The organism is Dictyobacter formicarum, from assembly GCF_016587435.1.
Genome location: NZ_BNJJ01000008.1, coordinates 316,808 through 329,392, shown reverse-complemented (window position 1 = coordinate 329,392; position 12,585 = coordinate 316,808). Strand labels below are relative to the sequence as shown.

The following is a 12,585-nucleotide window of genomic DNA, read 5'->3' as shown; positions in this document are numbered from 1 at the left end:
AGACAATAGGGACCCACAGATAGAGTTTTTGGAGGAGCCCTGAGTCGATTCATTGTTTCAGACACTGGTATAATTGGTATAGCGCAACACATGGCGGTCCGCGAGGGTAGTAAAAATTACTAGTGGCAAGGTGAAAACTATGCATTACCGTGCTTTAGGGCGAACAAACATACAGGTTTCCGAAATAGGCTATGGAGCCTGGGGAATTGGTCAATCTGAGTGGGTAGGAGCCGAAGATCAAGAGTCACTGAAGGCGCTACAAAGGGCAATAGACCTGGGTGTGAACTTTATTGATACAGCACTGGCATATGGTGAGGGACATAGTGAACAGCTGATAGGTCAGGTGGTACGCAAAAATGCGGACAAGCGCATCTACGTTGCTACTAAAGTGCCACCAAAGAACCGGCAATGGCCCGCACAGCCTGGGGTACCGGTACAAGAGGTTTTCCCCAAAGACTATATCATTGAATGCACCAAGAAAAGCCTGCGCAACCTCGGCACCGATACACTGGATATCCAACAATTTCACGTCTGGAATGATGATTGGGTTGGGCAAGGCGACTGGCTTGAAGCAATTCAACAATTAAAAGAGCAAGGGAAGATCCGCTTCTTCGGTATTTCGATTAATGATCACGAGCCAAACAATGCGCTTCGTGCGCTTGAAGCTGGCGTCGTTGATACTGTCCAGATTATCTATAACATATTCGATCAAAGTCCTGAAGACCAGCTTTTCCCGGCATGCCAGAAGCATAACGTTGGGGTCATTGTACGTGTACCACTCGACGAAGGCGGGCTGACCGGCAAAATCACCCCGGATAGCACCTTCGATCCAAAAGATTTTCGCAACCACTATTTTCGGGGCACGCGTAAAATCGATGTATACAATCGTGTACGTGCTATGGCCGCCGATCTGGGCGTCGCTATCGATGAGATGGCAGAGATTGCCCTACGCTATGTCTTGAGCAATCCTGCCGTCTCCACCATCATTCCGGGCATGCGCTCAGTACACAACGTCGAGTGTAACACAACCCTTAGCGACGGCAAGGGCTTGCCGGCTGAAACAGTAAAAAAACTTAAAAAATATCGCTGGGTACGCAACTTCTACGCCTAAACACGCATACCATTACAAGAAATTCATTTCGCCATGACAGACGGAGAGGGCTCGTGCTGCCAGGGCAGGCACGCCACGCTCCAGCATGGGGAAAAAGGGATCATCGGTCGTGCCAGAGAGATAGCGTTTATAGCTGCCTTCCAGCAAGATGGCCAGTTTCCAGATCGCCAGCGCGATGTAGAAGTCGATATGCTCAACTTTGCGCTGAGTACGTTCCATATAGCGCTGCACCAGGGCGGCCCGTGTTGAGAAACCGGGCTGTCCTGTGATCTCCCAGGAGGCATCTCCAAGCGAAAAAGAAGGATCGGACGCCTCGCGCCAGAACGAGAGCAGATAGCCGACATCCGCCAGTGGATCGCCCAGGGTGGCCATCTCCCAATCCACAATGGCCAGCACGCGCGCAGGCGGTTCAGAGGCCAGAAGCGCGTTATCCAAACGGTAATCTCCATGCACAATCGTGGCGTGTGAGCTCTCGGGCAGATGTTGCTGCAACCAGAGGGTGACCGCATCTAAATCAGGAATATCCCTGGTACGCGAGGCATCCAGCTGGCCAGTCCAACGGCGCAGCTGGCGGACCAGATAGCCCTGAGGCTTACCAAAACTCTCTAAACCTACGGACCGCCAATCCACTAAATGCAACTCGGCCAGCGCATCAATCAAAGCCTCGCCAATGCCTGCCCGCGCCTGCACATCGCTGACAAAAGCCGGCGGCAATTTATCCCGAATCGCCAATCCCGGAATACGCTCCATCAAATAAAAGGGGGCCCCAATAATCTGCACATCATCGCAATAGAGCAAAGGCCGTGGGACCGGGACGGTGGTATCCGCCAGGGCATTTAAGATGCGATATTCGCGCCCCACATCATGGGCCGTAGGCAACAAGGGGCCATACGGAGGCCGACGCAAGACGAACTCTTGTGTCCCGGACGCAATAAAGAAGGTTTCGTTGGAGTGGCCACCTCGGATGCGCTCGATCTGTAAAGGTGCGCTTGCATCGGCCAGGGGCAGAGCCTGCGTCAAATATGCTTGTAAAGAGGCACTATCAACGAGGCGGCGTTCCAGATCGTTACTCATCTACTGTTCGCCTCCCTGATAATCTAGCTTCGGCTCAACACTGGAAGCGGCTGTTTCCTGTGGATAAGCCTGACCCTCACGAGCCGCCTCATCACCTGTGGCCAGAAGAGCCGCCTCTTTCAAAACCTGGCGCGCGATGACACTACGATGGATCTCCGAGGGGCCATCATAAATACGGAAAGGACGCACACTGCGATAAAAGAGGGCCAGCGGTAAATCCATCGAAACACCATGCGAACCGCATATCTGCAAAGCTCGATCTACCACGCGGTTCACCACCTCAGACACATACGTCTTGGCCATAGAGGTCTCATATTTTGCCTTACCGCCTGTATCCAGCACCCAGGCCGCATGCCAGATCATCAAACGAGCCGCGTGGATCTCTGTTGCGGAATCCGCCAGCATTTCGGCTACCATCTGATGCTTACCAAGAGTCTGCCCAAAGCTCTCGCGCGTATTGGCATACTGGGCAGCGATATCCAGAGAACGCTGGGCCACGCCCAACCAGCGCATACAATGGGTCAGACGAGCCGGCGCCAGGCGCATCTGTGCATACCTAAAGCCCTCACCGACCGCGCCCAGGACAGCTTCTTCAGGCACCACGCAATCGCGCAGCGCAATTTCACAATGTCCCCCGACAAAATTAGCATCCAGAGAAGGGATCTCACGCACAATTTGAAAGCCTGGATTATCGGCATCAATCAAAAACATACTGGCGCGCGGCTGATGCCCACCCTGCTCCGCGCCATCATCTGTACGTGCCATACAAATAGCAAAGGCCGCGCCAGCCGCACCGGTGATATACCATTTATTGCCATTGATCACCCATTCAGAGCCACGCCGGGTAGCAAAAGTGCGCAACGAAGCTGGATCAGTGCCGGCACCAGGAGGAGGCTCAGTCATCGCAAAGCACGAATGGATATCGCCAGCCACCAGGGGACGCAGATATCGCTCCTTCTGCTCTTCCGTCGCCACCATTTCCAGAAGATGCATATTACCTTCATCGGGAGCGGAGCAGTTAAGAGCCAGCGGGCCTAATAAGCTATGGCCGGCCTCCTCAAATACAATGCTCATCTCACGCATACTCAAGCCCATGCCTCCCCACTCTTCATCCACATGAGGAGCATACAAGCGCGCCTCGCGGGCCTTACGCCGAAGCGCGGTCAATTTCTCCGCGGGCAAACCTGTATGCTCATTCAAATAACGCTCCTCAGGAATCACATGCTCGCGCACAAAGCTGGCAGTGCGCTTTTTCAACTCGAGCAGTGAGGGAGAGAGACTAAAGTCAATCATATTTTTACCCCTTCTTGACACTCTCCCGGCTAAACCAGGGAGATTCTTCTTTCATCCATCCAGCTTGCCCCATGGTCTTGCAACCAGGAAGTAGAGGCCAGGTGTCCAGAAGCGTTTTACGCACTCAGCGGTACGTTGGTTCCTGCCTGCCCGGCAGTACCGTCATCGATGGCTTTCTTCAGGATGTTGCGCGCCGCATTTTCGTCGCGGTCCATGACCAGCCCACAGGTCGGACACACATGGGTGCGCACGCTTAACGACTTCTTGACCAGCGTTTTGCACTGCGAACAGTGCTGACTGGTGAAACGCGGCGCTACCTTGATGATCATGATAGCATGCAATGTTCCATAATAGCTCACCCAGGCCAGGAAGCGGCCCCAGGAGGCATCACTGATTGCTTTGGCCAGATGCCTGTTGCGAACCATGTTGGCGATCTTCAAGTCTTCATAAGCAATCAGGTCGTGAGACGTGACGAGCGCGTTTGCCTGTTTGCGAGCAAAATCTTCACGCTGCCTCTGCACTTTCAGATGCGCCCTGGCCAGCCGCTTGCGGGCCTTGAGACGGTTCTTTGAGCCTTTGTTTGTGCGCGAAAGCCGACGCTGCAGGTGTTTCAAGCGCTTCTCGGCTTTGCGCAGGTAGCGGGGGTTGCCGACGGTGTTGCCGTCAGAGTCGGTGGTGTAGGCGTTCAGGCCTACATCAATGCCCACGATCGCTCCGGTTGGGAGATGTTCCACTACCCGATCCGCTTGCACGCAAAACTGCACGTAGTAGCCGTCTGCTCGTTTGATCACACGGACCCGTGTGATCCGTGTGATGGGGAAGGTTTCAATGTTTCGCGTTCCAATGAGGCGTAATTGACCGATGCCGCAGCCATCCTTGAAGGTGATATGGCGCCCATCGGGCTCGAGCTTCCAGCCGGACTTTTTATACTCGACACTGCGGGTGTGCCTGGCGAATTTTGGGTAACCTTTCTTGCCGGGTTTCTTAGCTTTGCAGTTGGCGTAGAAACGGGAAATCGCCGCCCAGGCTCGATCGGCCGCCACTTGACGAGCAGTGGAATTGAGATGATCGGCAAAGGCGTAGGTGTGGGCAAGGACTGCGCAATACTTCTGCAGGTCATTCTGTCCAATACCACGTTCATCCATCCACAAGCGCAGGCACTTGTTGCGAATAAACTGGCAGACCCGAATCGCCTCATCAATCGCAGCGTATTGTGCCCTGGAGCCAGCGCACTTGTATTCGTAGGTCAACATAGGTGCCTCCTTGCGTTTGCTGTGGTGTTGTGCGATAATTATACATCACAATTATGATGCATGTCAAGGAGAGAAAAAGCAATGGAGAAGATGGTGCGAACCAATCTCTATCTACCGACCTACCAGAAAGAAAAGCTCGAGCAGTTGGCACTGGAAGAAAACACCAGCGCGTCAGAAATGGCACGACGAGCGATCGATGCGTACCTGATCTGGCGCGATCCGAACTATTCTCCCCACCCCAAGCTCCAATCAAGGAACGGCGATTCATCCCCCGTTTGAAAACGGGAGCTTTCTCGCTTGCTTTTTGTAAAAAAGTGTGTGATGCCTGGAACACCCTGCTCCTGGTGGACGGGCGCATACGCGCTCGAGGCTCTTGTTTTGAGCGTACCTGGCGCCTAAACTCATCCAAAGAAAGGGATCTATCAGCTAATGGATATGCGCCAGAATATTTGTATGATAGCAGCTTGAGCTAAAAAAAGGCAAGTTGAGATAATTGCTTGTTACGCGTTACTTGAATGAACAGGAGATTAATATAAGCACGACATCTACAATGCAAAGGCAGGCAAGGAGATAATGAGAGCGCAACCGATACGAGCATTTACTGGCGCGGGTGATAATGGCCCGGCCTCTTTCCAGTTCTATACACGGTTTCATATTCCGAAGCCAGTATCGCTTCCCGAATATCCAATTGCTTCCACAGGGCATCGATCAAGGTGTAGGAAATATCTAATTCGGATAAGCGCTGCTCTAATTCTTTGCATTCAAGGTCCAGGAGGGCGCGCTGATCCACCAATTGCTGACGCTGCTGCTTAAACAATTCAGCTTCTTGATCTAACTCTTGCAGAGGTGAATGTCTTTGAGTGGCAAAAGGTTCAATATCTTCTGGTTCGTGAAATAGCATATCTACCTCCTCAACGTTTTCCTATTCAAAATTGCATATTTCATCGTCTGATGAGAGCATAGCATCTTTAGAACATAAATGCTAGCTTTTTAGAAAAAAGTCATATGTCTTTTGGTATTTTGCTATCCATGCGCTGTGGCGCATGGATGGCAAAATACCAGGAATTCTTTATAGAGAGCCAGGCTACTTAGCGTTTGCCAAAGCGGCGCAGACGCAAAGAGTTGCTAACGACGGTGACCGAGGAGAGCGCCATCGCGGCGGCCGCGAAAATGGGCGCCTGCTCTCTCAAGAACGGGATCAATGGTGAAAGGATCGCGGTCGGAATCAGAATCACATTGTAAGCAAAAGCCCAGAAGAGATTTTGCTTGATGGTCCGCATGGTAGCGCGTGAGAGGCTCAAGGCCGTCACAATACTCTGTAAATTTCCTTTGACCAGTGTAATATCAGAAGCTTCCATAGCAATGTCGGTACCAGTACCCATAGCAATACCCGCATCGGCCTGGACCAGGGCCGGAGCATCATTGATGCCATCTCCAGCAAAAGCCACCACCAGACCTTTATCCTGTAAACGTTTGACCTGGTGAGCCTTATCTTCAGGCAATACCTCGGCCAGGACGTGTTCAGAAGCAATACCGACTTCGTCGGCAATGGCCTGCGCGGTTAGTGTATTATCACCGGTAATCATCCAGACGCTTAATCCTTGCTGCTGAAGCTTCTTCACCGCTTCAGCCGAACTATCCTTAACGGTATCAGCGACGCCAACTACGCCAGCAGCCTGCTGATCAATAGCGATCAGCATAGCAGTCTTCCCCTGCTCTTCCACCAGAGTCATTTGCCCTGCGAGAGAATCATAAGAGATACCATGTTCCTTCAGCAAGGTACGGGAACCAACCAGCACGGAGTGTCCTTCTACAGTCGCCTGTAAGCCACGTCCGGCCAGGGCCACAAAGTTCTCGGGTCGATTGGCCAGAACAATGCCGCGCGCCTGAGCACCTTCAATCAGCGCAGTTGCCAGCGGATGCTCAGAACCCTGCTCTGCACTGGCCGCCAGGCGGAGCATTGTATCTACCTGCCCATCTGGCAGAGCAACCACATCGGTCAACTCAGGTTTACCACGGGTAATGGTACCGGTTTTATCCAGCAGCACAGCATCCACAGCCTGAATGCGTTCCAGGCTCTCACCACCCTTGATCAAAATCCCCTGTTCAGCTCCTTTTCCCGTACCAACCATAATTGCAGTAGGAGTCGCCAGCCCCAACGCACATGGACAGGCCACAACCAGGACCGCCACTGCCGCCACCAGGGCTGTAATCCAGGGATTGCTAGCCGCCACGTCCATACCGCCAGCCATGGCAGCAGTGGCCGCGGTAAAGTGTCCGGTGATGGCCCAGGCAATGAAGGTTACGCTTGCGATCACCAGTACAACGGGCACAAAGATACTTGAGATCTTATCGGCCAGGCGCTGAATAGGCGCCTTTGAACCCTGGGCCTGCTCAACCATGCGAATGATATTAGCCAGCATCGTATCAGCACCAACGCGCGTCGCCTGTACACGCAGCAGTCCGCGCTGGTTAACCGTCGCGCCAATTATGCTATCTCCAGCAGTCTTTTCAACCGGTATACTTTCACCGGTAATCATCGCCTCATCAACCGCAGAAAGACCCGAGATAACCTGACCATCCACCGGAATCTTCTCACCAGGCCGTACAATCAGCTCATCACCAACCTGCACCTGCTCGACGGGCAATTCTATCTCTTCCCCATTACGCAACACATGCGCGGTACGTGCCTGCAGGCCCATCAATTTTTTAATCGCCTCATTGGTCTGCCCTTTGGCGCGCGCCTCCAGATATTTGCCCAGGTAAATCAAAGTAATGATCAGAGCGGCCGTATCATAGAAGGTCATAGCGCCCACCAGGCGCGGCAACACCGTAGCCACAATACTCAGGAGATAAGCAGCCGTCGATCCCAGCGAAATCAAAGTATCCATATTGGCACTACCATGACGCAAGGTCTTGAGCGCACCACGATGGAATTCCCAGCCAACCAATGCCCAGACAGGTGTGGTCAGGAGAAAGAGGAGCACGTTTTCACCGGCGAAGCGATTCATAAAGAACATATTAAGAATAGCCACCGGGATAGTTAGTCCAACACCAAGCAAGAGCAGGTTTCTTTTCCTGACCAGCTCGGCAGCACGGCGCTGGCTGCGTGCCTCTTCTTGCTGCCTCGCATCCTGCTGGATAGCGGGCGTTGCTGGCGGCTCTGTTTCGACAGGGGGCTGTACTGTCTGCGTGTTGACCACCGGCAGCGGGATGGCTTTATATCCCAGTGCATCTACTTTTTGCACCATCTGCTCTACCGTTACCTGCACGGGATCGTAAACAACCCTGCCGCGTTCAGTGGCCAGATTCACCTGGGCGTCCTGCACTCCGGACAGTTTCTTCAAGCCCTTCTCAATGCGCATCGCGCAAGAGGCGCAGGTCATGCCCTCCACAGCGAATGCCGCCTGTCCCTCAGTGAGAGACGGCTTCGCGCCTGACTCTATATCTTTATCCAAGGAGTTCTCCGCCTCAATAGCCATAGAGTTACCCTTTCATTATAGCTAAATACCCATACCCCCCTGGGGTGGGTATACGTTGAGTATATGCTTTTCAGAAAGGTTTGTCAAATATACGTATGCAGGCATTGTTCATTCAAATGAACACGATGAATTTTCATCAATGAATAGCGGCGGCCTACGAATAATGTGGCCGGACTGCTTCATGTTTTGCCATACAAAATTAGCTGAACAACAGATAGCACATATACGCATTATTTGCGCCTCAACTATCAAGCAGTCATATTCAGTACAGATCTCAAAAAGGACATAATAGAGCGAGACATAGTTAGATAAAAGAAAATTCATATAATTCTACGGTCGCCCGCCGCTTTATAATTCCACTGCTATCAATCATGACGACAGATATTGCTATATTTGCTAAGAAACTCTAATTATTGCCGCTAACATATTGACTTTCATGTTAAATGACTGTATTATTTCATCAGTGAAACAAAGTATATTTCATTGAATTACCAATGAAATGGAATTGCAGTGACCACCTGTCACTAGCACATGAGGAAGGAATAAATGTGTGATTGGCTCGGTCACAGTAAAAGATGTTGCTCGTAAAGCGGATGTCTCTGTCGGCACCGTCTCGCGCGTATTCAATAACCACAGCAACGTCTCAGAAGAGATACGCGATCGGGTATTGAAGGCAGCAGCGGAGCTGGGCTATGATCGCATTGTCAGCCCGGAACCACCACGTACGGGCATGCGCGCAATTAAAGAGATCGGATTCCTCTATGGAGATCTCGCCGATAGTAGCGCCACCATCAGTAATCCTTTCTGGACACATATCTTAAACGGCGTTGAACAAGAGGCTCGTCATTCCAATATCAAAGTAACATACAGGTCCATCGAAGAACTGATTCAAACACCTCAGGAGTTATACTCAACAGTTCAAGAGATGAAGCTGGGTGGTATTTTGCTGGTAGGCCCTGCCGAGCGCGAGACGGTAGCGATATTGAAGAGCCTCGACATACCTATCATACTGGTCGATAACTATATTCCCGGTCTTTCCGTCAACTCAGTGTTGAGCGACAATTTTGAAGGCGCGCGGACAGCAGTAAACCATTTGATTGCTAATGGCCATCGACAAATCGCCTTTATTGGTGGTCCTGTCTTCCCTGGCCCAAGACCAGTTGATACTATTTACACCTTCGGACGGCGCAGCGCCGGATATCGTACAGCCTTATTGGATGCTGGCTTACCTGTAAACTACGACTTAATCGATAGTGGCAGTTGTGGCATCGATGGTGGGTATCAAGCCTGCCAGCGTTTGCTCGCGCGCAAAGTGCCATTTACAGCACTTTTTTGTGCGAACGATGAAATTGCCATTGGCTCTATGAAGGCGCTACGGCAGGCCGGATATCGTTTGCCCGAAGATATCTCTGTCGTTGGTTTTGACGATATTGTGTTAGTCGAACATTTGACGCCAGCATTAACAACCATTCACGTTAAAAAAGAAGCCATGGGTGCTATAGCAGTCAGGCGGCTACTTGAACAGGGAAACGATCCTTTTGACACCAGTATTTGTAACGTCCTGGAGGTCGAACTCATCGAACGTGATTCCGTGCGCCGCATCGAACATTAATAAACGCCAGCAAACACCATTTGCACACTACCTAAAACGTAATAATTATGCCAGGCCAGGGATGCTTCCTTTTTGCAAAAGCGCTGCTCCTGCAAAGATACATCCTTTTCTATACAACACTGTTGTTTATACCTACGCTTGACATTTTGTCCTGCTAAGTAATTGGCTACATTCGGGTCCATCTTTATTTACACGAAGGAGTGATTCATATGGATTTCTCAGTGTCACGACGACGCTTCATCACGCAAAGCGGAAAAATTGCGATGGCAGCAGGAGTGGGTGGAAGCCTGCTGGCGGCCTGTGGCGGCAACTCTGGCGGCAATTCCAGCTCGGGTCCTGTAACTCTGACATTCGGCTGGTGGAGCAATACCCCTGCAAAAGACAATGCCATGAAGGCATGGATTAAAGATTTTGAAAAAGCCCATCCCAATATTCATGTAAAGCCTGAAATTCTCCCCTGGGGTAACTACTGGGATAAATTAAAAACCACCACAGCTGGTGGTAACGCATATGACATCATTGGTATGTCTAGTGGTATGGCACCCTCTTATTTTGACAGTGGTGCATTGGTTGACCTGAACTCGTTTTCTGATTATAACGATGCATCCAAATCGCTAAGTCCAACGACCATTAGCTTGAGCCAGTGGAATGGCAAAACCTTCGCCCTCCCAATTGGTACCTCAATTTCTGTTCTCGGCTATAATAAAGCGCTGCTCGACGCGGCTGGTATCGCAACCCCCGATCCAGTTAAAGCCATGACCTTCGATGAGTTCAAGACCATGGCCAAAAAGCTGACAAAGATCCAGAACGGCAAGGGTGTACAGTATGCAATCAATCCAACTGACATCCTGGATTACGACATGTTTGTGCGCATGAATGGCGGCAAAGCTTTTGACAATCCAGTAAACCCAACCAAAGTCACCATCAATACGCCCGAAGGCATTCAAGGCCTGACGGATTACCAGAGTCTGTTCACAGAGAAAATGGCCCCACCCTTCAATGAACTGAGCAATGGCCCCTGGTCCTTCGACCTTGGTGCTTTGGATACAGGAAAAATCGCCTTCGCCCGTGTCGGCCCCTGGCTCTTCTCGGACATGGCCAAAAACCCCAATTATGGCATTACACCGATCTTCACCATCAAACAGCCTGTCATTACTGGTGGCGTAAATAGCCTGGCTATCTACAAAAACAGTAAAAACCAGCAGCAGGCCTGGGAATTCCTGAAGTGGGCCACACAAACAGACCCTGAAATCAGCTTCGCCAAATTCAGTGATATTCCCGCTGAAAAGAAGGCTTTCGCAGAAATGAGCACCTATCTCCAGCCAGCGAAATTTGCACCAACGATGATAACAGCCTTCCAGTCTTTCCAGCCAAACTTGATGACGCCAAAAGACCAGCTTGCCACCACCATCGGCGATATTATCACCGACATGATGACAGGAAAATTAACGCCTGCACAGGCCGCAGCCAAAATGGAACAGCAGGGCAATTCAATCCTCGCCTCTGCATAGCCTGCAGCAAAATTGCACCGAGGCGGTGCGGGCGTGCATGTGCCCGTCCGAGCCTTTTTTATTCAGTGGTGCATACAGAGCGCAATGCACTCTGTATGCACCACTGAATGGAAGACATTTTAAGAGCCGTCATGTTTAAGCGCATGCAAAGAAAAGGCTATCAAGCTGGGAATCAAATGCTCGGTTAGAAAGTGAACTGGCCCATGATATCGACATCACAACATCAACCTACGCTGTCCAGTCGCTCATCTTCAAATTCCTTCAAAAGGCCAAATTTCTTCCAGCGACTGTGGCACAGTGAAGCCCTGAAAGGCTATCTCTATATCAGTCCCTGGCTGATTGGTTTTCTGCTGCTGGGGCTCTGGCCAATTACCCAGACCTTCTACTATAGTTTCACCAAATTCAATCTGTTCAATGATCCAACCTGGATTGGTTTCAAAAACTATCAGGATATCCTGACGCGTGATCCTATCTTTGTACAGGCCTGTATAAATATGGTCTTCTACGTGTCAGGCGCAACAATAATCAGCATTGTTGGCGGCCTGGGACTGGCACTACTGCTCAATCGTAGTTTCCCCGGTAACCATTTCTTTCGTACGGTCCTGTATATCCCAAGTCTCCTTGTAGGTGTGGCGATCGCGAAACTCTTTAAAGCCATTTTTGCTTCTGGACAAAACGGCCTGGCAAATGTATTCCTTAGCCTGTTTCACATCGCACCCGTCAACTGGTTGGGCGATTATAATCGTCCCTGGATTAGCGTGGTGGCTATGATTATGGTCAACTTCTGGTTTATCGGAGGCACCATGTTGATCTTCCTGGCCGGATTGAAAGGCATTTCAGAGACATACTATGAGGCGGCAAGGATCGACGGAGCTGGGAAATGGGCTACCTTCTGGCAGATTACGGTTCCTTTGCTTATACCAGTTATCGTCTTCAATACCATCCTGACTCTCATCGGGCACATTCAGGTCTTTGAAACTCCGCTGGTCTTTGCTTCCAATCAAGGAACTGTCAGTACCGGCAATCCACTGGGCTATCATAATAGTCTGGCTGTGTTTCTAACCTACATTTACCGACGTGCTTTCATCTCCAATGACTATGGCTATGCCTCGGCATTATCGGTAACCGTCTTTGCCATCACATTAATCCTGACATTGTTGGTACTCGTGTCGATCCGCTTCAGTCATTATAGCGAGCAAGAGAACTAATAAACATATGACAGGAAAGCCTGGTGGAGACAAGACAATGT

At 50.9% G+C, this 12,585-nt stretch carries 10 protein-coding genes; 5 read left to right on the top strand and 5 right to left on the bottom strand.

The window, feature by feature from the left end:
* The first annotated feature begins 139 nt into the window (after positions 1–139).
* Complete coding sequence (locus tag JMI88_RS16260; RefSeq protein WP_201362980.1) at positions 140–1,111, top strand: aldo/keto reductase; 972 nt, start codon at positions 140–142, stop codon at positions 1,109–1,111.
* 12 nt (positions 1,112–1,123) lie between these two features.
* Here JMI88_RS16260 and JMI88_RS16255 read toward each other — a convergent pair whose 3' ends face one another.
* The 3 genes from JMI88_RS16255 to JMI88_RS16245 all read right to left on the bottom strand — a co-directional run bounded on the left by JMI88_RS16255 (position 1,124) and on the right by JMI88_RS16245 (position 4,731).
* Positions 1,124–2,185, bottom strand: coding sequence for a phosphotransferase family protein (locus JMI88_RS16255; RefSeq protein WP_201362979.1), 1,062 nt, complete (start codon positions 2,183–2,185; stop codon positions 1,124–1,126).
* The gene (locus JMI88_RS16250; RefSeq protein WP_201362978.1) at positions 2,186–3,478 is read right to left on the bottom strand and encodes an acyl-CoA dehydrogenase family protein; all 1,293 of its coding nucleotides are present in this window, start codon (positions 3,476–3,478) and stop codon (positions 2,186–2,188) included.
* Positions 3,479–3,594: 116 nt separating this feature from the next.
* The gene (locus JMI88_RS16245; protein ID WP_201362977.1) at positions 3,595–4,731 is read right to left on the bottom strand and encodes an RNA-guided endonuclease InsQ/TnpB family protein; all 1,137 of its coding nucleotides are present in this window, start codon (positions 4,729–4,731) and stop codon (positions 3,595–3,597) included.
* Between the two features lie 90 nt (positions 4,732–4,821).
* Between JMI88_RS16245 and JMI88_RS16240 the strand changes: the two genes are divergently transcribed.
* On the top strand, positions 4,822–5,010 hold the full coding sequence (locus JMI88_RS16240) for a ribbon-helix-helix domain-containing protein (protein ID WP_201362976.1): 189 nt from the start codon (positions 4,822–4,824) through the stop codon (positions 5,008–5,010).
* 319 nt (positions 5,011–5,329) lie between these two features.
* Here the strand turns inward: JMI88_RS16240 and JMI88_RS16235 are convergent, their stop codons facing one another.
* Both JMI88_RS16235 and JMI88_RS16230 read right to left on the bottom strand, forming a co-directional pair.
* A complete protein-coding gene (locus JMI88_RS16235) occupies positions 5,330–5,632 on the bottom strand; it encodes a hypothetical protein (RefSeq protein ID WP_201362975.1) in 303 nt (100 codons plus the stop codon).
* 187 nt (positions 5,633–5,819) lie between these two features.
* Entirely contained in the window at positions 5,820–8,213 is a 2,394-nt protein-coding gene (locus JMI88_RS16230) for a heavy metal translocating P-type ATPase (protein WP_201362974.1), read from the bottom strand.
* 550 nt (positions 8,214–8,763) lie between these two features.
* On the opposite strand from JMI88_RS16230, the gene JMI88_RS16225 reads away from it, so the two are divergent.
* From JMI88_RS16225 to JMI88_RS16215, 3 genes are all read left to right on the top strand, one after another.
* Complete coding sequence (locus JMI88_RS16225) at positions 8,764–9,825, top strand: LacI family DNA-binding transcriptional regulator (protein WP_201362973.1); 1,062 nt, start codon at positions 8,764–8,766, stop codon at positions 9,823–9,825.
* 209 nt (positions 9,826–10,034) lie between these two features.
* Positions 10,035–11,336 (top strand): ABC transporter substrate-binding protein, encoded by a 1,302-nt coding sequence (locus JMI88_RS16220; protein ID WP_201362972.1) that lies wholly within the window; start codon positions 10,035–10,037, stop codon positions 11,334–11,336.
* 203 nt (positions 11,337–11,539) lie between these two features.
* Positions 11,540–12,544 carry a carbohydrate ABC transporter permease gene (locus JMI88_RS16215; protein ID WP_201362971.1) on the top strand — a complete coding sequence of 335 codons (1,005 nt, stop codon included), beginning with the start codon at positions 11,540–11,542 and terminating at the stop codon, positions 12,542–12,544.
* Positions 12,545–12,585 lie beyond the last annotated feature (41 nt).

Excerpts from the sequence above, each read along its gene's own strand:
- JMI88_RS16260 (WP_201362980.1), top strand. The coding sequence starts at position 140 with ATGCATTACCGTGCTTTAGGGCGAACAAACATACAGGTTTCCGAAATA.
- JMI88_RS16255 (WP_201362979.1), bottom strand. The coding sequence starts at position 2,185 with ATGAGTAACGATCTGGAACGCCGCCTCGTTGATAGTGCCTCTTTACAA.
- JMI88_RS16250 (WP_201362978.1), bottom strand. The coding sequence starts at position 3,478 with ATGATTGACTTTAGTCTCTCTCCCTCACTGCTCGAGTTGAAAAAGCGC.
- JMI88_RS16245 (WP_201362977.1), bottom strand. The coding sequence starts at position 4,731 with ATGTTGACCTACGAATACAAGTGCGCTGGCTCCAGGGCACAATACGCT.
- JMI88_RS16240 (WP_201362976.1), top strand. The coding sequence starts at position 4,822 with ATGGTGCGAACCAATCTCTATCTACCGACCTACCAGAAAGAAAAGCTC.
- JMI88_RS16235 (WP_201362975.1), bottom strand. The coding sequence starts at position 5,632 with ATGCTATTTCACGAACCAGAAGATATTGAACCTTTTGCCACTCAAAGA.
- JMI88_RS16230 (WP_201362974.1), bottom strand. The coding sequence starts at position 8,213 with ATGGCTATTGAGGCGGAGAACTCCTTGGATAAAGATATAGAGTCAGGC.
- JMI88_RS16220 (WP_201362972.1), top strand. The coding sequence starts at position 10,035 with ATGGATTTCTCAGTGTCACGACGACGCTTCATCACGCAAAGCGGAAAA.
- JMI88_RS16215 (WP_201362971.1), top strand. The coding sequence starts at position 11,540 with ATGATATCGACATCACAACATCAACCTACGCTGTCCAGTCGCTCATCT.